This is a genomic window from Paenibacillus thermotolerans (genome assembly GCF_028745515.1).
Classification (GTDB): domain Bacteria; phylum Bacillota; class Bacilli; order Paenibacillales; family YIM-B00363; genus Paenibacillus_AE; species Paenibacillus_AE thermotolerans.
Genome location: NZ_JAQZSG010000009.1, coordinates 95,426 through 118,715, shown reverse-complemented (window position 1 = coordinate 118,715; position 23,290 = coordinate 95,426). Strand labels below are relative to the sequence as shown.

19 protein-coding genes are annotated in these 23,290 nt (G+C 50.6%); 2 read left to right on the top strand and 17 right to left on the bottom strand.

Going from position 1 to position 23,290, the window contains the following annotated elements:
- Positions 1–12: 12 nt before the first annotated feature.
- The 5 genes from PT964_RS26515 to PT964_RS09845 form a co-directional block, all read right to left on the bottom strand.
- Positions 13–363, bottom strand: a complete 351-nt coding sequence (locus tag PT964_RS26515) for a TRM11 family SAM-dependent methyltransferase (RefSeq protein WP_425262695.1) — start codon at positions 361–363, stop codon at positions 13–15.
- A 587-nt stretch (positions 364–950) separates the two neighbouring features.
- Entirely contained in the window at positions 951–1,685 is a 735-nt protein-coding gene (locus PT964_RS09860) for a glycosyltransferase (RefSeq protein WP_274363191.1), read from the bottom strand.
- Positions 1,685–2,107 carry a hypothetical protein gene (locus tag PT964_RS09855; RefSeq protein WP_274363190.1) on the bottom strand — a complete coding sequence of 141 codons (423 nt, stop codon included), beginning with the start codon at positions 2,105–2,107 and terminating at the stop codon, positions 1,685–1,687. The genes PT964_RS09860 and PT964_RS09855 overlap by 1 nt, the downstream gene beginning before the upstream one ends.
- Before the next feature lie 211 nt (positions 2,108–2,318).
- A complete protein-coding gene (locus tag PT964_RS09850; RefSeq protein WP_274363189.1) occupies positions 2,319–4,574 on the bottom strand; it encodes an excinuclease ABC subunit UvrA in 2,256 nt (751 codons plus the stop codon).
- A gap of 124 nt (positions 4,575–4,698) precedes the next feature.
- Entirely contained in the window at positions 4,699–5,730 is a 1,032-nt protein-coding gene (locus PT964_RS09845; protein WP_274363188.1) for a phosphatidylglycerol lysyltransferase domain-containing protein, read from the bottom strand.
- A 168-nt stretch (positions 5,731–5,898) separates the two neighbouring features.
- Here PT964_RS09845 and PT964_RS09840 point away from each other — a divergent pair, with 168 nt between their 5' ends.
- Together PT964_RS09840 and PT964_RS09835 are read left to right on the top strand one after the other, a co-directional pair.
- Positions 5,899–6,717 carry a DUF6492 family protein gene (locus PT964_RS09840; RefSeq protein ID WP_274363187.1) on the top strand — a complete coding sequence of 273 codons (819 nt, stop codon included), beginning with the start codon at positions 5,899–5,901 and terminating at the stop codon, positions 6,715–6,717.
- 12 nt (positions 6,718–6,729) lie between these two features.
- Entirely contained in the window at positions 6,730–8,064 is a 1,335-nt protein-coding gene (locus PT964_RS09835) for a sugar phosphate nucleotidyltransferase (RefSeq protein WP_274363186.1), read from the top strand.
- Between the two features lie 113 nt (positions 8,065–8,177).
- On the opposite strand, the gene PT964_RS09830 is transcribed toward PT964_RS09835, so the two are convergent.
- The 12 genes from PT964_RS09830 to PT964_RS09775 form a co-directional block, all read right to left on the bottom strand.
- Positions 8,178–9,200: a phosphatidylglycerol lysyltransferase domain-containing protein gene (locus tag PT964_RS09830; RefSeq protein WP_274363185.1), complete on the bottom strand. Its 1,023-nt coding sequence runs from the start codon at positions 9,198–9,200 to the stop codon at positions 8,178–8,180.
- Between the two features lie 4 nt (positions 9,201–9,204).
- A complete protein-coding gene (locus tag PT964_RS09825) occupies positions 9,205–10,077 on the bottom strand; it encodes an ATP-grasp domain-containing protein (protein WP_274363184.1) in 873 nt (290 codons plus the stop codon).
- Between the two features lie 358 nt (positions 10,078–10,435).
- Complete coding sequence (locus tag PT964_RS09820; protein ID WP_274363183.1) at positions 10,436–11,407, bottom strand: phosphatidylglycerol lysyltransferase domain-containing protein; 972 nt, start codon at positions 11,405–11,407, stop codon at positions 10,436–10,438.
- Positions 11,400–12,257, bottom strand: coding sequence for an aminotransferase class IV (locus PT964_RS09815; RefSeq protein WP_274363182.1), 858 nt, complete (start codon positions 12,255–12,257; stop codon positions 11,400–11,402). Before PT964_RS09815 ends, PT964_RS09820 begins: the two co-directional genes overlap by 8 nt.
- Before the next feature lie 213 nt (positions 12,258–12,470).
- A complete protein-coding gene (locus PT964_RS09810) occupies positions 12,471–13,256 on the bottom strand; it encodes an SDR family NAD(P)-dependent oxidoreductase (RefSeq protein ID WP_274363181.1) in 786 nt (261 codons plus the stop codon).
- Between the two features lie 62 nt (positions 13,257–13,318).
- The gene (locus tag PT964_RS09805; protein WP_274363180.1) at positions 13,319–14,290 is read right to left on the bottom strand and encodes a sugar phosphate isomerase/epimerase family protein; all 972 of its coding nucleotides are present in this window, start codon (positions 14,288–14,290) and stop codon (positions 13,319–13,321) included.
- Positions 14,291–14,322: 32 nt separating this feature from the next.
- Positions 14,323–15,084, bottom strand: coding sequence for an SDR family NAD(P)-dependent oxidoreductase (locus PT964_RS09800; protein WP_274363179.1), 762 nt, complete (start codon positions 15,082–15,084; stop codon positions 14,323–14,325).
- A gap of 52 nt (positions 15,085–15,136) precedes the next feature.
- A complete protein-coding gene (locus PT964_RS09795; RefSeq protein WP_274363178.1) occupies positions 15,137–15,910 on the bottom strand; it encodes an SDR family NAD(P)-dependent oxidoreductase in 774 nt (257 codons plus the stop codon).
- Between the two features lie 189 nt (positions 15,911–16,099).
- Positions 16,100–18,817: a UxaA family hydrolase gene (locus tag PT964_RS09790; protein ID WP_274363177.1), complete on the bottom strand. Its 2,718-nt coding sequence runs from the start codon at positions 18,815–18,817 to the stop codon at positions 16,100–16,102.
- Positions 18,818–18,832: 15 nt separating this feature from the next.
- Positions 18,833–20,782, bottom strand: coding sequence for a YjhG/YagF family D-xylonate dehydratase (locus PT964_RS09785; RefSeq protein WP_425262698.1), 1,950 nt, complete (start codon positions 20,780–20,782; stop codon positions 18,833–18,835).
- Between the two features lie 53 nt (positions 20,783–20,835).
- Positions 20,836–22,302, bottom strand: a complete 1,467-nt coding sequence (gene gucD, locus PT964_RS09780; protein WP_274363175.1) for an alpha-ketoglutaric semialdehyde dehydrogenase GucD — start codon at positions 22,300–22,302, stop codon at positions 20,836–20,838.
- 46 nt (positions 22,303–22,348) lie between these two features.
- Complete coding sequence (locus PT964_RS09775; protein ID WP_274363174.1) at positions 22,349–23,221, bottom strand: fumarylacetoacetate hydrolase family protein; 873 nt, start codon at positions 23,219–23,221, stop codon at positions 22,349–22,351.
- Positions 23,222–23,290: the final 69 nt, after the last annotated feature.

The following is a 23,290-nucleotide window of genomic DNA, read 5'->3' as shown; positions in this document are numbered from 1 at the left end:
GGGCATTGGGTTCTACGATGAACATACCAGCAGTTCTCTGACGAATGTGCCTTTTTTGATCGTGCAGCGATCAACAATGTTGAACTCGACAAGCCCGATTATATCATCGATAGCTTCCGTCGAAATGACAACTACTTTGCGCGCAAGCCTCTTTGCGCTGCGGAGCATCTGCACCTGTTCCTCCTGTGATAGCTTGGAGCATAGATTGTATGGCAAATCGAGTATCGCTGCATCATAGCGACCGCTTAATGTTCGCATGTCGGCCACCTTAACGACATCGGGAAACCCGAAATGCTGTAAATTCAAACGCGCGCCGCGAATCGCCATCCAGTTGATGTCGTACCCGACAATATCGATTCCCATCGAAAGCGCCTCAATGACGACCGTTCCGATCCCGCAACAAGGATCGATAGCCTCTATCCCGCGCGGATGCGGAATCGCAACGCATCTCAGCCTTCCCGGTAATTTTCATTCCAACAACACGTTCCGCCGCTCTCCGCTCCTCAAACGGGATATCGTCGCCCGTTTTTACGAACTTCACCTTGAATGTTGAGCCGCCCAAATCCAAACTTCGGACTCGTTTCGCCAGTTCCGAAGGACTGCCGCCTTCAAACTGTATATCGATTCGCTCCTTAATAAAAGGACTACGACTTGGATCTATCTCGGTCTGAGAACAAAAAGCACGCTCCGAAGGCTCGAAACCGAACAAGGAGCGTAACTCCAAACCGCACAATAACCGTTCGTCTTCATGACACGCGTAAGTATATAAATAAGTCGGCATCAAATCCACGCTCTCTTTTTACCTGTCCGCTATTCCTTTGCAATGATAAAACTCTTCAAGCTTTACGGTCGTGGCAAAAGCTTTAAGGGTTTTTGAGGAAAAGCTTGAGCAAAAACAAGTCTAACACATATTTGAATACTTCGTTATTTTATCTTAATAGGTCTCCTTTTTATCCCATCATCTTTTCGACGGCTTGTTTTAATTCGATCCCACCGCGATCCCAAGTGTAATTCAACATATCCCTTCTCCCCTGCATTCCTTTTTTTCTACAAAGATCTGGGTTTTCGTAGGCATACCTCATTTGCTTTTTTAAGTGTTCAAGATCCGGTTCTGCCCATTGTTGGTCTTTTTCCGAAAAAAATATACGGTAATCTGGCGATATGGAATGATTCATGCGTGTTCCCGGATTTTCCAATTCATAATTGACCAAAAATGAATTTCCTTCATGGAGGAAATCCGTTTGCCCTCCCCACCCCGTAGCAATGACCGGTATGCCGCTAGATAATGCCTCGATAAAAGGCAACCCCACACCTTCTCCTCTAGAGGGTAGAACAAAAGCATTACCAAGCGTATATACGCCTCTGAGTTGTTTACTATCGAGTATGTTGGTGATTAATACAAGAGGTGCGGTAACTCTACCGATCCCAAGCTTCTCTCTGAATTGAGAGATACTCTTTCGAATCTGATGCCCCATATTCTTATTTCCGTACCAGTGGGTTTTCATCAGCAGCATGACCTGTTCATCCGGTTTAAATTCCTCCCAATAAGCCCGGAGCAACCCTTCCGGATTTTTCCGGTGCTGAAAACCGAATACGGATACAAAGATGAACTTTCCGGTTGAGCCCCGCAAAGGGAATTTTTCGTTTTCCGGATTGTAAAATTGAGTATCCGTCCCATGCGGCACTAGGAAGCAGGGATCTTTACCCCGCTGTTTTTCAAGGCCGCGATATTATGAAGCGATGGCACGCACACTGCATCAAATTCATTAATTATGGGAAACCACTGACTGGGTATTTTCGTCGTTTCCCATACGGTATTGAGGATCAGATAGTCAAACCTCTCTCGTTCCTTTTTTGTATCAATGCCTTGAGGGGGAGAATCATAGACTAATATTTTAGGTTTGTCTGCCGCATAAGGCTTATTCAATAAAAAACTGAGCCTTAGTGCTTTCTGCCGTTCCAATTTTGAAAAATTATAATAATAACCATTGTCAATTTTTACATCGACTCCTAACCTATCTAATGCTAAAATATATTCTCCGCACGCTATTCCCCCACCAAATGCATGAGAAATTGTACCCCTATAAACAATTTGATATTTTGTCATCCCCAGTCTCCTTTGAATCATCATTTGGAGCAAACGGTAATTGCCCGTTTCTTATATCATATGCGTCAGAAATTTTGATCGGTTGGGTTATAGAATCTAATTTAGGCTCAATCCCATTGTCATACATGAAGGTCCGAAGAACAGTCTGTCCCAAAGACAAAATTAAGGAGCTGCCAATATAGCAGCTCCAAATACGTAAACCCCTATTCCCTTACTTTAAATATTTTCCCGTGATCGACTGCTCCGCGTGGATGATCTGCGAAGGTGTGCCCTCGAACACTACCTGGCCGCCCTTGCTGCCTCCGTCCGGTCCCATATCGATGATCCAATCCGCTTGGCTGATCACCTCGAGGTTGTGCTCGATGACGATCACCGTATTGCCGGCATCTACGAGACGGTTCATGATTTCCAGAAGGTGACCGATATCCGACATATGAAGGCCGGTCGTCGGCTCGTCCATCACGTAGATGCTCCCTTTCTTATGCAGCTCGCTTGCCAGCTTGATGCGCTGGCATTCCCCGCCCGACAGCGTGCTGAGCGGCTGACCGAGTGTAATATAGTTCAGCCCCACATCGCTCATCGCTTGGAGCTTGCGCACAACCTCTTTCAGCTGAAAAAAGTCCAGTGCCTGCTCCACCGTCATCTCCAGCACATCTGCAATTGACTTGCCATTCAGCTTGTACGCGAGCACCTCTTCCTTGAACCGTCTGCCTCCGCATACTTCGCACGGCAGCTTCACGCTGTCGAGGAATGCAAGGTCCGTATATACGACGCCCAGCCCTTGGCAGTTCTCGCAAGCCCCCTTGGAGTTGAAACTGAACAAGCCTTGATTGACCTTGTTCGCAGAAGCAAACGCCTTGCGCACATCATCCATAATGCCCGTGTAGGTCGCAGGATTCGAGCGTGTTGACACGCCTACCGCCGATTGATCGATGACGATCGCATCCGGATGCCGGCTGAGAAACACTTCGTTAATCAGCGTACTCTTGCCCGATCCGGCGACGCCCGTAACTACTGTCAGCACACCGGTTGGAATATGCACACTCACGTTCCGCAGGTTGTGCAGTGTGGCGTCCTTGATGGACAGCTTGCCGGACGGCCGCCTGTAATGGTTTTTCAGCTGGAGCGGCCGCTTCATATGATTGCCTGTCAGCGTACCCGACTCCAGCAAGCCTTGGTAGCTTCCTTCATACACGATGGTACCGCCGCGGCCGCCGGCGTAAGGCCCGACGTCGACGATATGATCGGCCACCTTGATCACATCGGGATCATGCTCGACGACAATTACGGTATTGCCCTTATCGCGCAGCTTTTGCAGCAGCTCATTTAGCCGGTGAACATCGCGCGGGTGCAGGCCGACGCTGGGCTCATCGAAGATGTAAGTGACATCCACCAGACTGCCGCTCAGGTGCTTCACCATCTTGACGCGCTGAGACTCGCCGCCGGACAACGTATCCGTCTCACGGTCCAACGTCAAGTAGTCGAGTCCGATATCGACCAGATGCTGTAACCGCTCCGTCAGCGACTTGACGATCGGCGCGGCGATTGCGTCGTCAATTTCTCGAATGACGCGGATGAGCTGTCCGACCTCCATCGAGGACAGCTCCGCAATGTTGAATCCATTGATCCTGCAGCTAAGCGCTGCCTGACTAAGTCTCGCGCCGCGGCAGCTGGAGCAGGGTCCCTCGGAAATGAACGGCGCGACAGCTTTTTGTGTGCGCTCGGACTTCGTCTTCACATCCTGCTTAATGTATTTGTTGGTAAACTTCTCAATAACGCCTTCCACTGTAATGTTTATAGTCTTCCCCCCGAACTGCGTCGCCACTTTTCTTGCTTTCGCATACAGCAGCTGCTCCAGTTCCTCATCCGAAAAATCGCTCAGCTTCTTGTCGAGATCAAAGTCCCCCGACTGTACGATCATGTTCCATTCCCAGCCGTTCACCGAATAGTCCGGCAGCATAATTGCCCCTTCATTCAACGACTTTGACATGTCCAGCGCCTTCTTCATGTCGACGCCCAGCCTGCGGCCGATTCCGTTGCACTCGGGACACATGCCTTGCGGATCGTTGAAGGAAAACATGTGGGCTTGTCCAACATAGGGCTTACCTACTCGGGAGAAAAGAAGACGGAGAATCGGAGAGATATCGGTAATCGTGCCCATTGTGGAATGTGAACCGCCGCCAAGCCGCTTCTGGTCCACGATAACAGCCATGCTCAAGTTTTCGATCGCGTCCGTATCCGGCTGCGGAACGCGGGGCAAGAAATTGCGAACGAACATGCTGAAGTTCTCATTCAGTAATCTAGTAGATTCTGCGGCGATCGTATCGAAGACGATGGACGACTTACCGGATCCGGAAACTCCGGTGAAGATCGTAATCTTCCGCTTTGGAACGCGCAGTGACACGTTCTTGAGATTGTTTTCCCTCGCACCCGAGATTACGATATACTCCTGATTAGATTCGCTCATGCGTAACATCCTTCCGATTGTAAATTTATTCTTATTTTCACATTGTACCATTCATTGTGTTTAGAATGTGTTCGAAGCAGTAATAAACCGGCTGCAACATGCAGCCGGTTTGTGTTGATTCGGGTCAAGCGGATGGGGATTTCCACCCGCTTTTTAAACCCGGACTTCTTCTTCTTAAATACAATTGCATTCTCTTCGTATTTAATACAGGCCTGAATTTGTCTTTGAAAAGTCTTAAACCCGAAGCGCCTTCTTTACTTCTTACGCCGGAGTCGCTACCAAGGTTAATAAGCTCGGCTTTCGGATTAAGCCGGTTGACCTCCTTTGCGATCTCAAGATACATGATTGTGCTAACGCCCTCATAATCATCCAAATATTTCATGATCGCTGCCCATCCTTGACCGCTTGGAGTGAGGCCCCCGGTCCCCAAAGCGACAATTTTTCCATCAACCTCGAGCACCTGAATGAAATGATTCAGCTGTTCGTGGTATTTAAGAATCTTTTGGTAAAACAGTTCATCCCAAATTCCCTTATACTTTTCTCCGGATGAACGGTTCCACTCCCGCTTTAAGTCAAGCAGCGGCTGTAAATCCTCGCTGCTCATAGGTCTAACTAGCGCGCTGGGATAATTTCTATAAAATTTATTTCGTGTATATCGGATCGGACGGAAAGCTTCCCCCGGCAAGGTAAGAAGATTTTGAACGGAAACGTGCCGATCCATCCCTTCAAGGACTTTAATTCGGATATGTTTACGAAACAGATAAGATTTTCTGAGGAACTCATACTGCAGCTCGTCGATCACACGAACGCCCACTATATTCCTCTTGTTCCATTCGCGACAAAAACTCAAAGCCTTAATCAGTACAGATGCAACTTGCTCCGGCGACCCTTTTCCTAAGGGAAGGATAGGAAGAGTTAAGGTTTGGGATTTACTGTTGTATTTAAAAACGGCAAGCATTCCATCCATTTCTCTCCATATGGCGAAATTTCGATGACCCGAATTTCCCCAAATAAAATCGAAATGAGAACTAAATACAGTGGTAGGATATTCGGATTCCATGACGTATCTCGAGTACATTTCCTTATCGGAAAGAACCAGACGTTGAAATGTCCACCCCCCGATCGTTATTTGCCGCAGTTCATCTTTGCTTTGCATCCGATCACCACCACATTACATTTCAGACTGATAACATCATATGTCTGCGAATATGGACAGAGTGTTGGGTAATTGCTGAAAGTGAGGCGGAAACAGACCTCTGTCTAAACCGTCCCATACGATTTACATATAATAAATGTATCCCTAAGCAGAATGGAGGTTAGTAGAATGAGTGACCGTCTATCCCTCATCGGCCCCGCGATTGATGTGTTGATCCCTGTAATTGATAAGGATGTACGAACGCTTCCGTATGTTATAGACAGTGTTCGCACGTATGTGATGCACCCGATACGTGATATTGTAATCGTTGCCCCCGAAAGTGAACTCATTCGTGCGGTATGTATCCAAAAAAATTGTAAATTCGTATTGGAAGACACCGTGCTGCCAATCACGAAGCAGCACATTAATTATCGATCCGGGAATTTGGAGCGCTCCGGCTGGCTCTACCAACAGCTGCTCAAATTGAGCGGAGATACGATATGTGAACGAGACTTTCTTGTAGTGGACGCTGATACCGTCTTTATTCGCCCTCTTCATTTCCGCATTGGGGACAAATATGTTTTCTATTGGAAACACTTCAGTGTGCCTGAATATTTTTTAACTTACGAAAAATTGCTGGGTCAAGAGAAATCCGCCCCTCGTTTCCTGGTTACTCATTCCATGTTTTTTGAAAAATCTCAATTAGAGCGGCTCAAGCTAACCATTGAAGCACGAAACGGCAAGCCGTGGTACCGAGCCATCATTGAAAGCATAAACACAGAAGATCCAAGAGCCTTCTCTGAATATGAAACTTATGCTAACTTCGTCTATGGACAAAATCCGTCCAAATACATCTTGAAACCGGCGCGAAATAAACTGATGAGAACCGATCCCACAAAGATATCTTCCCAGAGCGTAAGACGTCTGGCTAAACAATATCGCTCCCTTTCTTTTCACCAACGTCATGCATATCTTCTAACTGTTTCCGTTCAGTCACCTGATTCATGAGGGGGGTATTCTTTGCACATCATTCTATTGTCCGGCGGATCCGGTAAAAGACTATGGCCTCTCTCCAATGGGGTTCGCACGAAAGTGTTTCTCCGGCTCCTTGAGGGTCCGGACGGCCATGCGGAATCGATGATAGAAAGAGTTTTCCGCCAGTTAGATGCCGCCGGTTTACTGACATCGGCAGTTGTCGTTTCTCATCACAGCCAAACTGAAATGACGCGAAATCATATCGGTGACCGGATTCCGATCATCAGCGAGCCCTTTCGACGGGGGACGTTTCCTGCAGTCTCACTTGCAGCCGTATACCTACATTCCATTACAAATGCCAACTCGGATGACATCGTCTGTTTTCTTCCGGCAGATTTGTTTGTAGATCCAAATTTCTTTGAAACGATAAAACAACTTCCCGCGATTCTCAATCACTCCGGGGCGGATTTGGCTATAATCGGAACTACGCCTCTACATCCTTCCAGTCAGTTCGGATATATTGTGCCGAAGAAAAGCGGCTATAGAAACTTTTATCGTGCCGTCTCCCAATTTATCGAGAAGCCGGATGAACAGAATGCACGTCGCCTTATTAAGAATCAAGCGTTGTGGAATTGCGGTGTGTATGCGTTTAGGCTCGATTTCCTTCTTTCGGCACTAACCAAACGTAATCTCCCGTTGCGTTATGCCGACTTCATCTTGCAAATGAAACAAATGCCTGAATTAAGCTTTGATCGGGAAATTGCCGAGCACACGCGGAACATGGTCGTCGCTCCATACGACGGGTTTTGGTACGATTTGGGCAGCTGGGAAGCTCTCACCACGAAGATCGGAAGCAACGTGATCGGCAAGGGCACTGTCTCGGAGCATTCGAACAATTCGCATCTGATCAATGAGCTTTCTATACCGATTCATGTGATCGGCGGTAAAAACCTGATCGTAGCGGCGGGTCCGGACGGCATTCTGGTAGCAAATAAAGGAATCAGCCATCTGATAAAGGATGTCCTGCATCACAAAGAGAACAACCCGCAAATCATGTATGAGGAGAAGCGGTGGGGCTCGAAGCAGGTGTTAGACCATCTCGTTGCCGGGGAAATGGAAACCCGCACGGTAAAAATCAAGATCGCTGCCGGCATGCAGACGAGTTATCACTATCATATTGAGCGGAACGAAGCTATTATCGTTCTCGATGGGTTAGGCGAAGTGGTGAAGGATGGCACTACAAGTCCAGTGATGGTCGGCGACGTTTTGGAAATTCCGCATGGCTGCAAGCACGCCATAAAGGCGATAACTGCACTCACCTGTATCCAAATCCAAAATGGCCGCCGTGTAAAGGATGACGATCATTTTCAAGTTTTTTAAAAAGTAGGCGGAACATACGTCTACTTTTTGTATTTCGGAAACAAAAAAGCATCCCCCGGATGCTTGAGATCGGATTTTACGGCATGAAGTCCTCTCGTTCAGCTTGATTCGGTTTATGGAGTATGCTCCTCCGCTTCGCTCTTTAGTCCGGGACTTCCTCTCCTTAAATACAATCGGATTCGCTTTGTACTTAAGACAGGCCTAAATTTGCTTTTGAAAATGCTTAAACCCGAAGTGCCGTCTTTATTTCTTACACCGGCGTCCGTTCCGATGTTAATAAGCTCCGCTCTCGGATTGAGCCGATGGAACTCCTTTGCAAATTCAATATACATTACCGTACTGGCACCCTCATATTCATTCAGACATTTCAAGATGCCCGCCCATCCTTGGCCGCTTGGAGTAAAGCCTCCGGTCGCCATAGCGATTAATTTTCCGTCTATCTCAATCACTAGTATTAAATGATTCAGCTGCTTATGATATTTAAGAATCTTTTGGTAAAAATAGTCATCCCATACTTTTTTATATTTGGTTCCCGCTGTACGGTTCCACTCTTTCTTTAACTCAAGCAGCGGCATGTAATCCTCATCTTTTACGGGCCTGACCAAAGCGTTCGGAAATTTTCGATAAAATTTATTTCGTGCATATCGGACATCATTGTAAGCTTTTCCCGGCAAAGCTACAGTATTTTGTACGGAAATATGCCTTTCTAATCCAGGAAGGACTTTATGCCGGATGTGATTTCGAAACATAGTAGAAAGACGGAGGAATTCATATTGCAAATCATCGATCCCGCGTACGAATGCCATATTGTTCCCCTTGTTCCATTCGCGGCACAAAGTCAAAGCCTTCACAAGCACATTTGAAATATGGTCCGGCGAGCCTTTTCCTAAAGGAAGGACCGGAAGGCTTAACGACTTGGATCTTCGGTTATAGTTGAAAACAACAAGCATCCCATCCATTTCTTTCCACAGGGCGATATCCCGAAAGCCGGAGTTTCCCCAAATAATGTCGAAGTTGGAAAAATAAAAGGTAGTGGGATATTCGGTTTCCTTAAAGTATTTGGAAAACAATTCCTTATCGGATAGAGTCAAGCGTTGAAATGTCCGGCCCCCGAGCGTTACATCCTTGTTAGACATACGATCACCTCCACATTACAAACCGGATGAGGGACGCGGCGGATTTGGCGTTTCTTTCGGCTTCTTCTTCGGTGTCGCCATTAGCGATCACATATGCGTAACGATCATACATCGAGAGAGGAGGTCTTAGCCGTCTTCCTTTAACCGAACTTACGAAAACTTGTCGTACACCGGGACATTCCCTGGCTTCAGACACTCCAATGATATCTTTGCAAAGCCCGCTTCTTGGCGCGGTAATAAACTGGTTATAGGTATGCTTGCGATGTTTGGGTGAAAGATTCGGCTTTTCTCCAAGCCATAACTTTATCGTTTCTTCCAATAAATTAATGCCATAAGCGTATTCGATCAATTGATTCATTCCGGATCCGGACATCCTGGAATTGATCTCGATCACTTTCCACTCCCCGTTCACAAGGCGAAGTTCCATATGGAAGGAGCCGTTCGCCAGTCCATGGCGTTCGACGATCGATTGAACGGTCTTCTCGGCACTTTGAAATATTTCCGAACTCCGGTCGAGGATTACGCTGTACCCGGTAATAATAAAACGACTCTGACCGTTGAATTCGACTTCCTGTCTTATAAAGGCAACAATATGTGTCTGTCCCGAATAAACGATTACTTCAACTAAATATTGGGGGCCGTCCAAATATTGTTCAACAATAACCGGATGATGCGGTTGAGGCGATATTTTGCTTATTACGGCTTCCAATTGAGCTTTGCTTGTTACTTTGAAAACATCTTTTGATCCGACGGATTTGGGCATTTTAACAACCAATGGCAATTGTTCGGCGAGCGTATTCAGGACTTGAGGATCGGAATTTGTAAGGATCGTATAGAACGGAGAATAAGGGGTGCCCGAGAGTAAATTTCTTGTCATGATTTTACTGCTCATGTGCTTATAAGCCGGTATCGATAATCGGTTTACATGGAACTCATCTGCCAGCAAGCATGCGGTATACGTATAAAACTCCACGAAGCTGATAATAGCGGCAATTTCAAACCCCTCCGATTGAAGCCTCCGAATGAGTCTTCTTAACGGGTAATATCGAATGCTGCGAATATAAATCATTTTATGGATTTGCGGAAATGGTTCTTGATATTTAGCTAAAGAGGGTATATTCGTAAATACAACGGTTGCATAACCTAATTTCGACGCGAACCGAACCGCTTCTCTCCAAGTGCCGTAACTTGTGATTCCAAGGAACACAACGGTTTTCATCCTCTCTCACCCCCTCTTACTTCAAAAACAATCTCAATCGATCGGTAAATAATACCGGTCTTAATTTGTTTTTATATAAGCTGAGCCCGTCGCCCACGCCGATATCGCTGCCGAGGTTAATGAGTTCGGATTCCGGATTCAATCTATGGATTTCATTGGCAAGTTCAATATACATCACAGTGGAAACGCCTTTATAGCTGTTGTCATATTTTAATAAATTCGCCCATCCCAAGCCGTCGGGATTGATCGCTCCGCTAATCATTGCGATGACCTTCGAATCGACTTCGATAAGCAGAACGATATGGTTTAACTCATCGAACCGGTTGATGATCCTGCGATAGTATTCGTCATCGAGAATTTTCGGATATTTGGCGCCGGCTGTTTGGTTCCATATTTGTTTTAAGGCCCAAAGCCGTTCTTCATCTCCTTTGACGGCTTTTCTGATGACGGCATTCGGATACTCTCTCATGAATCGATTGATTGTTTTTCGGATCGAGGCGAAGGGTGTTCCTGTGAGGTGAACGAGATGTTGAACGGAAACGTAAATTTCCCGCCCGACTAAAGTAATACTGCGAAAATATTTGCGATAAAGGGGAGAACTGCGAAGATAATCAAGCTGCATATTGTTGAGAACCCGTACCATCGCTTTTTTTCCGTTCCAAGCGCTGCAGAACGTTAGTGCCTTAATTAGAACTTGAATCACGTGCTCCGGCGACCCTTTACCCAATGGGAGAAAGGGGAGGTAAAGAACATTTTTTCGTCGTTCATACTTAAAGATCGTAAGCATTCCGTCGATTTCTTTCCACAACGCAAGATCGCCGACCCGTGATCGCCCCCATACAAAATCAAAGAAAGACTTTGAGTAGTTCATCGGATATTCCGTTTCCGCAACATATTTCAAGTACATTTCTTTATCGGAAAGAGCGAGCCGATGAAAAGTCCAATCCTTCAGTTGGATGGGCGGTGAAACTGCCTTGCTTTCATTCATTGTTGATCTCCCCCGCAGAGCGCAAATATTCCAACTGTTTTACGTATTGTTCCCATAATGTGCGTGCGATGGGGAATTCCGAACGTGTGAGAAGGTTGTGAATGTTATGAATCGGCGTAATACCCGCACCGGTATTTGTTATGAAGATTTCATCGGCTTTCCGCAATTGTTCCAATGTGAATATTTCCTCTCGAACGGGAAAGCCGAGGCTCTTTGCCAGCTCCATGACGTATCGCCGGGTAAGTCCGGGAAGAATCCCGGTTGAAATATCAGGTGTTATTATTTCACCTTTGTAAACCATGAAAATATTCGTATCGATCCCTTCCGCAACGACTCCTTTGGCGGTGATGAACAATCCGTCGTAAAACCTTTTGCCCCACAGCTCCCTTCTGGCTTTAACCCCGTTGGTCCGATTCACTGATTTGTAATGGACATTCGGCCGTTCATACGGGGTCTTCAATACGATGATGGATTTGGGAATCATTCGTGTCGGAGAAGCCATGTTGCGGGTAAATATAAAGAAGTTGGGCTTTGAATAAGGCGCTCGCGGCATACGCCAACCGACATTGCCGGCTGTAATGTTTAATCGGGCCACCCCGCTATTCATTCCGTTGGCACGAATCGCTCTATGGATCTCGGACTCCCAATCAATGCCGTGAGCGTGTAAGATTCCGAGATCATTCAGGGCGTAATTAATTTTCTGCAGATGATCGTCAATCAGGAAGATGTGTCCTTTGCAAATGCGCATAGTCGTATAAAAGGCGCAACCGTACAGGATGCCGTGATCATAGATGGAAATTGCTGCGCGTCGTTCATTTACCAGACTCCCGTTAAGATTCACGACTCTCATCTTGCTTCTGCCTCTCTCCCTAATAACGGCTGCATGCTCTTTTATAATATAAGTCACGCACGATCATTGCTTGGACGTCTGTCGGCCGAACCGGGCTTTACCTATGAAAAAAATTAGCGTGTCATCAACTAAACAACCGGATAACATGCGTCATCCCGGTCCGAACGGACCGGGATGATGTGTTATATCGCTACGTATTTTTTGATTCAACCGTTATTTCCAACAGACGATTGTCTCGCCGGATAATGCATCGGATTGCGGACCGACAAGAAACATCACGATGTCGGACATATCTTTAGGCTTCGCAATACGCTGCAAGCGCGAACGGCCATCTTCCTCCGGCACATTGCGTGTCGCCAGAAATCGACCGGTGTAGGTCGGCGCGGGAGAAATGCAATTGACGTTGACGTCATACGGCCGAAGCTGCTCCGCCAGGCTGCGTGTATATTGCGAAATGCCCATTTTTGCCGCTGCGTAAATAATTCCCTCCCGAACGGCAACATGTCCGGCAATTGAACCGACATTCACGATTTTGCCGGATCTTCGTTCCCGCATATGCAGACCTGCAAATTTGCAGGCGAACATCGTCGCTGTCAAATTCCGATCCACAACCGCCTGAATGTCTGCAACGGAAATGTCCAGCGCATCGTTCGGTTCGGGGCGCGGCGATTCGGCACCAATGTCGCCTCCGGCGTTGTTGACCAGAATGTCGATTGAGCCGAGCAGTTCAATCGACCGGTCAACCAACGCTTTCACTTGTAAGGGATCGCGCATCTCTGCCGCGATGAAATGTGCTTTCACACCGTACGTTTCAGCGATTTCTTGAGCTACGGCGCTTCCGGACACAGCTTCGTCAAACTGGGCCGCAGCCTCTTCGTTGATATCGTGAATAATAACGTTTACCCCCGCGGCCGCAAGATCGAAGGCATATTGCTTGCCGAGCCCTCTGCTTGAGCCGGTTACGATCGCATTTTTTCCCTTTAACTCCATTGCCGTCATTCAGATCACCTCAATGGCTTTATTGGTACTCTGTAAAGCTTCACGGATGGTTAAGATGTTTATCAAGCGTATTTCTTTATGAGAGTGGACAAAAAGGCAACTCCGCGGTTCAATTCGTCGATTTCATAAGCGGCAATTTTTTCCGGCGACTCGCCTTTCTCGTAAGGTGTCCGCCAATCCCCTTTTGTTCTTGCGCGATCTTCAACAAAACGCAGCAAACGGATGAGCTGGAGAGCGGTACGCGGCGGATATTCCGTCCAGTAATCTTCCATCAACACCCGAATATGACGGGCTTCTAAAGCGCCGTGTTCTATCGATAAGGTCAAGTCGGGATTGTGCTCTTTAAGGATGTCGAATAATAGAGGAAAATCGATGACGCCTTGGCCGATCGGGCAGCGAGCTAGCCGGTATCCTTCCTCCGACCAGAAGATGTTATAATCTTTCAGATGCGCATTTTTTACAAACGGCGCGACTCGCCGGAAGAAATCGTTCGGCTCCTCAGCGGTTGCGAGCGGATTCCCGGTGTCAAGCGTAATGCCGAAGCGATTCGATCCGATGCTTTCGCACAGCCACAGCAGTTCTTCAGAAGTTAAGTCCTGATGATTTTCAACGCCGAGGTTTGCGCCATTCGGATCCGCTGCGTCCATCACCTCCTGAAAATTCCGAAGCAGCATTTGCAGGAACGGCCGCCACTCCCCTGCCATATGCCTGCGGTCACCGCCGATTTTCGCCCCTCCGACAACCGTGCGGACTGTAATGGCACCAATACGGTTTGCAAGCTTCATTGCTTCCTTCAAATTCGCATGCTCGTAACCGCTCGCTGCGATATTGATAAACATACTTTTGCTTCGCGCATAATCGGCCGCTTCATCGGGATCGCTTTCCCTAAGTATGTCGAACGGAATTTCAACGCCTTGCAACCCGTAAGCTTCCGCCATGTCGATTTGATCTTTCGCCGTAAACCGCGAACGGTTCGAAGCCGGCGCAATGCCCATGTAATACACCGTTCCGTATGCCGTCAATCCGAACTTCATACCTTCCTCCTCCTTTTTACAGATTGATAGAATTATTCGGCGGTCCAGCCTCCATCAATCGTGATGGCGGAACCGGTCATGAAACTCGACATATCGGAGGCCAGATAAAGGATGAGTCCGGATAGCTCGCTTGGATCGCCCCATCGTTTTACCGGTAAGTGATTCATGAAATATTGATTCGCCTCCGGGTTATTAATAACAACTTTGTTAAGCTCCGTCGCGAACGGGCCTGGGCAGACGGCATTAACCGTAATGTTGTGGGCCGCCCATTCGAGAGCCATCACCTTTGTCAGCTGGATCAGGCCGCCCTTGCTCGAACAATATGCGGAACGTTCGGGCAATGCGACTTGTCCCAGCATGGAAGCAATGTTAATGATGCGGCCGTAATGCTGCTTAATCATGTAAGGGACGACCGCTTTCGCGCAGAGGAACGGCGCTTTCAGATTGGTCGTCAACACGAGATCCCAGCTCTCCTCATCATATTCCAGAATCGGCTTGCGCACGTTAATTCCGGCATTGTTGATCAATATGTCGCAACGGCCAAAAGTGCTTACGACCTGATCCGCCATCCGTCGAATACTTTCGGAATTCGTCACATCAACCTTAACCCCTAGCACTTTTCCGCCAGTTCTCCCGCTTATCGCTTCAGCCGCTTCCTTCGCCTTTCGTTCATCGCGGCTTGTAATCGCCACCTGTGCCCCGCAGAGCGCTAATTTCTCGGCGAACTCCATTCCGAGCCCCTGGCTTCCACCCGTAATTAATGCGACCTTTCCATCCAAGTTATATCCGTTCAAAGATCCATTCCCTCCGTTTACATATTTTTGGCTAATGAGTATGCGCTTACAATTACAGTCCAAGTCCTCCGTTAATGGCAAGCTCCGTTCCGGTAATCTGACTGGCTTCGTCCGAAAGTAGGAAAATCGCGCCGTATGCCATATCCTCCGGTGTTTGCATGCGTCCGGTTAACGTAGCCTTTTTGGCCAGTTCATTTAATTCGTCTTCGGATCTTCCGTAATAATTTTTGTGCAGCTCAATCTCTCCTTCCGACGCGACCCAGCCGACCGTGATCCAATTGGAGCGGATATTATCCCTTCCGTAATGAGCGGCGATATGACGATTCAGAGTCAGCATAGCTCCTTTGGAGCAAGCGTAGGCTGCAAGATCCTTGCTTCCCTTGTAGGCGTTCGTAGATCCGATCTGCACAATGGAGCCGCCGCCTGTCTTTAACATGGCTTGGATCGCATACTTGCAGCAAAAGAACGTTCCTTTCATATTCACCGCAAAAATCGAATCGAAAAGCTCTTCCGATGTATCGACCATACTGCCGCGAGGAAATATCCCGGCATTGTTTACCAGACCGTCCACCTTCCCGAATCGCGTAACGGTTTCTTCAATCAGATGCTTACAGGCCGCTTCCCGACTCACGTCGCCCTTCACGAAAAGCGCCTCCGTCCCGAATCGATCGCTGATCTCGCGAACAACCGATTCCCCGTCTTGTTCATTGCGGCCGTTTATGACTACTTTCGCTCCTTCCTGCGCTGCCCTTAAAGCAATTCCTTTACCGATCCCCTTAGTTCCGCCGGTGATGACAACCACTTTGTCCAATAAACGATTTGTCATTGCTTTCAACCTCCCAGGTTCGCATTGTATGTCAGGAAGTGTTTTTAGAAATCGCTCGTATAAAGTCTTCCAAGCCGTCAAGGTAGTTTATGCTCCATTCCCAGCCATATATGAAAACCTTGATGGGCGAAATGCCAATCAAGGTTTTCGTGCTAAGGTTTCCAGGTTATCATTAGTCCTGCTGATTCCTTACAATGAAACGCCGAGATACCCGCGTGTTAATTGGAAATCAACATTCCCCTGACGATAGAGTCGCGGAATATGGCTATGCTCGATCACTTTCTTGCAGCACTCCAATATTTGCCCGGTCCAATCGTTCGGGTTTCCGGTCAGCGACAGGTCCAATTCATGGGTATGGTTTGCTTGCATTGCGGGATCCGACGCCATCTGAATCATTGGCACGAACGGGTGCGTCTGCATCGGCCGGCGATTGACCAAAGCGATCATCAGCTCAACGCCCGTAGCCGCTAATCCCGTGACCGTTTCCACCCAATGCTCCGTCGGCGCCTCCATCATGTGGAAACCGTTGCGGCGGGCAGTTTCGCCGTAAGCCAGTGACGGCGAAACATGCGCTGTAACCAGTACATTCTCACGATATGCAGGCGTTGAAAGCAATCCGCTATTCTCGGGAATGACAACCGTCCCGCCGGCGCCGACGATCGTTCTCGTTACCTTCGCCAGCTGTTCTCCGGCCGCATCGTCAACGGGGCCGTCGCTTACTATCCCGACGCGTAAGGCTTCAAGCCCCGCTAATTCCTTCACGGCTTGAGGAACCTCCGTCAATCGGTTGGCAAACCATGCCTCCGCCTTCCGAACGACATTCTCAATCCCGCCGTCAAGTTGAATGCTGGCAAAGCCGAGACGGCTGTGGTCAATCCCCAATTGTTCCATCTCATTGCGCATGTAGTCATTATGCGTCTTTTCGCAACCGTGCTCCAACAGCAGACAAAGCTTTACCGACGGGTGGGTGACATAGCCGAGCATCGTCCTGGAAAATATACGCTGCTCTTGTCGGCCGTCCGAAATACCGCATCCTTCCGTATGGGCCAACGCCACAAACCGCGAAAGCTCCGGCTTGCCGACACCCTGATCGTTCAGTCGCCGAGCGATCATATTCGCCACCTGCCCGGAGCAGAGACTTGTGGGAAGAATGAGACCGATCCGATCGCTTGCCAGTCGGTCTTGATCCCTCGTTAACGCGAAGCGAACGCGGACTTCGGCGTCCGCCGGATCCTTGCGAATCGCAATCGGCTCCCCCGTCGGCATCGGGGCATGAAGCAACGCTTCCAGCCGGCTTCCGTCGCTCTGCCGCCAGTTCCGCCAAATTTGCACCTGCGCATGGCCCGCCTTCTCGCCTACACTGCGTTGACCGGAGGCGATTTGCAACGTCAATTCGAATGCCTGCTTGCCTAGCTCCTCCATGGATATGCCGTCTAAATATTGACCGGCATTGATGTCCATATCGTTCTTCAATAACTGATATCTTTGCGTCGTCGTCACGACCTTAATGGTCGGCACGAACGGAAAGTTGGTAATCGAGCCGTTGCCCGTTGCGAAATATATTAAATTGCAGCCTGAGGCCACCTGACCGGCAATGCTCTCTAGGTCGTTCCCGGGGCTATCCATGAAATAAAAACCGGGTTGTTTCATCGGCTCGGCGTAATCGATAGCAAAGTCAAGGCGCGTGGACGGATTTTTCTTCATGGCCGCGCCGATGGATTTTAAATATATGTTGTAAAGGCCGCGGTATTTGTTGCCGCCGGACGGATTCCCTTCCGCATTGGCGCCGTGCCAAGCCGCGCGCGTTTTGAATCGGTCGAGAAGCTCCAGAAATTTGCGGGCGGTCTCTACATCGCGGACCTTCTTTAATACATAAGGCTCGGCGCCGATCAATTCGTCGGTTTCAGCCAAATTCGCGGAACCGCCGTATCGAACGAGCTCCTGCGTCACCCAGCCGAGCAGCGGATTCGCGGAAATGCCGGAGAAGGCGTCCGAGCCGCCGCACTGCAGCCCGATCTTGAGATGGGCCAGCGATTCCGGCGTTCGCTCGAAGCGGTTGACGATCGGCAGCCACTCGTTAATGATTTCTTCTCCTTTCGCAAGATTCGGCACAAATCCGTCTTGTATCGACAGAAACCGGTGAAGCACCTCATCGATCGGAACATTATGGTCGCGCATATAAGCTTCCAGCATTCGGTTGGTCACGGGCTCGGCGCCATGGTCCACGATGAGGACCGCGCCAACGTTCGGATTTACGATGAATCCGGCCAACGTGCGCAGCAGCAATTCCAAATTGTTCGGCTGTTCGGTCCCGCCCTCGGTATGAGCCACAGGGACAATCCCGTCCACTTGTGGAAAGTTCGCCGCTTTCCCCTGCAGACGAGCGGCAAGCACCTTAACAAAGCTGCCCGTGACGGAGGACGTCCCTAACAAGACGATCATGTTGCGGGTGCCGACTCCGCGTGACGAACTTCGCCGATAGCCTTGGAAGGTGCGGGTTTCCGTATAATCGGGGATCGCCGGGGCCGGCTGGAAATCAACCTCATTCAGAACAAAAGGATGAACCCGATCCGCAAAGTTAGGCGCCGCCGGAAGTGTAAAATCCAAATGCCGGATTTTAAGCGCCTCCAGTACGGAAAGGTTGATCACATAATTGCCGGGCTGAATCGGCCGAATCGCCGTTCCGAAGGGCAGCTCCCAGGAAAGCAAGGGTTCGCCCGGAGCGATCTCCTTCACGGCAAAGCGATGCCCTTCCATGACGGCATAATCCAGTGTTAGCAATTGATTACGATAGCGAATGATCGTTCCGGCGTCCATCCGGCGAATAGCGACGGCGACGTTGTCCCCCGGCAAGGGAAGCCGGCCTACTTCGTCAAAGTCGAAAGCTGCATGCATCTGTGTTTGCATTCCCTTCCATTGAATTTACCAGCCTAAGGCTTTCTTGCCCGCTTCCAATGCCGCGACGATGCGATCGACATCATAGATGCCTCCGCGCCACGTTCCGCCGCTCACCGATTGCAGCGCCGCCCATAACCGCGTATCGTCCGGAAGCTCGGGGTCTTGCATTAGGTCCGGATGCGCCGTCCGCAGCGCTAATCGGCGCGTACCTTCTTCGGCGTCGAAACGCTCTTCGCCTTCTCCGATGAAGTCAATCCGTCCTTCCAGACTTTCCCGATTGATCTCGATGCGTATCCAGTCTCCGTCTTTCAGCTTTCCGACGGGCCCTCCCGCAAGCGCTTCGGGGCCGATATGTCCGATACATGCGCCGGTAGACACCCCGGAGAAACGGGCGTCGGTCAGAAGGGAAACATGCTTGCCGAACGGCAAATGCTTTAAGGCGGATGTCAGCTGATACGTCTCTTCCATTCCCGTTCCGCTCGGTCCTCGGCCGATCAATACCATAACGTCGCCGGCTACGATGCCGCCGGTCTTGATCGCTTGGATCGCGGCCCGCTCCGTCGTAAACACTTTCGACCGGCCGATATGGCGATACACCCCGTCTTCTCCAACGACAGCAGGATCAATGGAAGTCGACTTGATTACGGAGCCTTCCGGAGCGATGTTACCGGTCGGAAACGTAACGGTCGAGGTCAATCCGGCCGATCTCGACCTCTCGGGCGAAAAAATGACGGTGTCCGGATCGATCCCGACGGTTTCCCTCAAATGCTTCCTCATCCGATGTCTTCGTTCGGATCCTTCCCACCAATCCAGAACGGTTCCGATCGATTGTCCCGTTACGGTGAGCGATTTCTCGTCTATTACACCAAGCCCGCGAAGTTGGAGCATTACCTCGGGAACGCCGCCGGCCAAAAAGACATGCACGGTCGGATGATGGATCGGACCGTTCGGAAGGACGCTGACCAGCCTCGGCACCTGGCGATTAATATCGGTCCAATCGCTAACCGCCGGAACCGTCAACCCGGCGGCGTGAGCCACACACGGAATATGCAGCAGCAAGTTGGTGGAGCCCCCGAATGCGGCGTGAATGACCATCGCATTGCGAATGGCCGCATCCGTTACAATTTGTCCCGTGGCAAGTCCGATTTGGGCTGCATGAAGCGCGGCGCGGGCCGACTGGCGCCCGATTTGTTCCCACACGGGCTGACCTGACGGAGCTAGAGCGGCGTGCGGCACCGTTAGGCCAAGCGCCTCGGCGACGACCTGGGCCGTTCCGGCCGTACCGAGAAACTGGCAGCCTCCGCCAGGTGTCGCGCATGCGCGGCAGCCCAAATCCGCCGCATCTTGCAGCGACATTTCCCCATTCGCATATCGGGCGCCGATCGTCTGAATTTTCCCGGCATCTTCTCCGTAAGTCGGAGGAAGCGTTACGCCGCCGGGGACGATGACCCCGGGCAGACGCGTCATGCCCGCTACGGCGATCATCATTGCGGGCAGACCTTTGTCGCAGGTCGCTACCCCGATAACCGCGTTGCGAGTCGGAAGCGAACGGATGAGACGCCGCATGACGATGGCCGCGTCGTTGCGATACGGAAGCGAATCGAACATTCCCGTCGTCCCTTGCGACCGTCCGTCGCACGGATCGCTGACGTAACCGGCGAACGGGATGCCGCCGGCCTTCGTGACCTCTTCCGCAGCCGCTTGCATCAGCAGCCCGATTTCCCAATGTCCCGTATGATATCCGAGCGCGACCGGCCGTCCTTCCTCGTCACGAATGCCGCCCATCGTACCTAAGATCAATACTTCAGGGGCACCGAGGCGTTTGGGCGTAAGGCCCATGCCGACGTTCTGCGACCAGCCGAACAAATGTCCGCTCGGGGCGTTGCGAAGCAGCTCATCCGTAAGCGGCAGCGAACCGGCCGGTCCGGCCGCATGCGTACGAATGCGGAACAAATCGTCGTCATCCGGGCCCATGATGGATAACAAATCGGAGTTCACGGCATGCACCAGCCTTTCGGAAGCCAAGTTTATGGCTTAATGAATACGGTCTTAATGGAAGTAAAAAACTCGATGGCGGCCTGACCTTGCTCGCGGGAATGCGAGCTGGATTGCTTCATGCCGCCGAACGGAGCTTGCAGCTCGACCCCGGCCGTTTCCGCATTGACGCGGACAAGGCCGGCATCCATTTCCTGTACGAACGTTAACGCGTTGCCGATGTTTTTCGTGTACAACGAGGCGCTTAGACCGAAGTCGACGTCGTTGGCGAGCTCGATCGCCTCCTCTATGGATTCCGCACGGATGAGGGCCAGCACCGGTCCGAAAATTTCCTCCTGCGCGATCGACATACGTGAGGTGACGCCTTCAAATACGGCGGGCGTCACGTAGAAACCGTCTTTCAGCTGTTCCGCTTCGGGCTTCGTGCCGCCATAGATCAACCTTGCGCCTTCTTCGCCTCCCCTCCGAATATAGTCAAGAACGGAATTGTACTGGCTTTCATTCGCACAAGGACCCAGCCACGTATCCGGGTGCATTCCGTCGCCGACCTTCAGTGTCGAAACTTTATCAATCAGCTTCGCTTTGAAAAGTTCATAGACGTCTTTCACCACGATCACTCGGCTTGTCGCCGTGCACTTTTGGCCGGTCGAACGAAGACCCCCGCTGATCGTGGCGTCCACAGCCAAATCGAGATCCGCATCCGCTGCCACGATGATCGGATTTTTTCCGCCCATCTCGAGCTGGAACTTCGCTCCTCTTGCGAACGCCGCTTGCCCCACTTGTTTGCCGACTTGATTGGAGCCGGTGAAGGTAACCCCGTGAATGCCGGGATGTTCGGCAATGCCTTGTCCGATCTCCCGGCCGCTGCCTACGACCATATTCAGCACGCCGGCGGGAAAACCGGCTTCATGAAAGCATTCCGTCACCTTTGCAGCCGTAACGGCGGTTTCCGTTGCGGGCTTCCAAATAACGGTATTGCCGAAGATGAGAGCGGGAGCGATCTTCCAGATCGGAATGGCTACCGGAAAGTTCCACGGCGTAATCGCGCCGACGACACCGAGCGGCGCTCTCGTCGTGAACATGAAGGCGTCCGCATCCGTCGCCGGAATGACGTCTCCAATCTTGCGCATGCCTTCGCCTGCGTAATAACGTAATATGGCAACACCGCGTGCAGTTTCTCCTTTTGCCTCGGGGAACGTCTTCCCCATCTCCCTCGTCATCGTTTCGCCGATCTCATCGATCCGGCTTTCCAAAATATCCGCCGCTTTGAACAGCAATGCTCCGCGCTGGGAGCCGGCAAGCTTCCTCCAAGTCCGGCGCGCTTCGTTCGCCGCATCGACCGCGCGATTCAGATCGTCTCTTGTCGAAGCCGGCACCAAGCCTACGATCGTGTGGCGGTTGGCGGGACTGATGCTCGGTACGGTTTCGCCGCTGCTTGAAGGCGACCATTCCCCGTTAATGTAGTTGGCATATCGGTTTGCATCGTTCCGGTTACTCATCGAGTACAACATCCTTTCGGTTCGGGAAATAGCGATACGGTTCAAGCTACGCGACAACGTGGTTTACTAAAGTGCCGATGCCGGTAATGTCGATTTCGATCCGGTCGTTCGGCCGGAGCGTGAAATCGTTTGGCGGGACGACACAAGTTCCGGTCAGCAGCACCGTGCCGTCAAACAACAGGTTGTCGCGTTTCAAGTAAGCTACAAGCTCTTCCAGCTTTCGTTTCAGCTGTCCGGTGCTCCCGCGTTCCTCCACGACGGCCGCTCCGTCACGGTATATTCGAAGCGCGATTTCAAGCGAATAAGGATCGGGCGTCGTTTCCGCGAGTCTGACGGCCGGTCCGATGGAGCAGGATTGCTTCCACAGCTTCGCCTGGGGCAAATATAACGGATTCTCGCCTTCAATATCGCGGCAGCTCATGTCGTTGCCGATCGTATAACCGACAATACGGCCGTCTGCATCAAGCACCAGGCCGAGCTCCGGCTCCGGCACCTGCCAAGAGGAGTCGCTTCGAAGCGAGACGTCTCCGCCGGGACCGACCGTCCGTGCCGCAGTCGATTTGAAAAAAATTTCGGGTCGGTCCGCGTCGTACACTTTATCGTAAAAGGTGCTTGCATCGAGCTTTCCGGCAGTCGCTTCGTAGTTGCGCGCTTCGCGGCTTCGTTGATACGTTACCCCTGCAGCCCAAACCTCGGGCGCTTCGATCGGCACCGCCAGCTTTAATTCCCGCCAGTCCCGGGTCAGCCTTGAAGCTTCAGCGATCGAGGCTTGAACCGCTGCAGAGAGCGACATCCCTTGTTCCCCTGCCCGGCGAAGAAGGGAAAACAGATCCGACTCGGGAAGCGCGTATGCAGCGTCGTCATCCGTCACTGCTGCAAGCGCGTACTCGGTTCCGTCGTTATACCGGATGATTCTCATAGACATCAGCTCCTTTGATTTATTACATGCGGAACCTGTACCGTGTATCCACTACAGGGGTATTCCCCG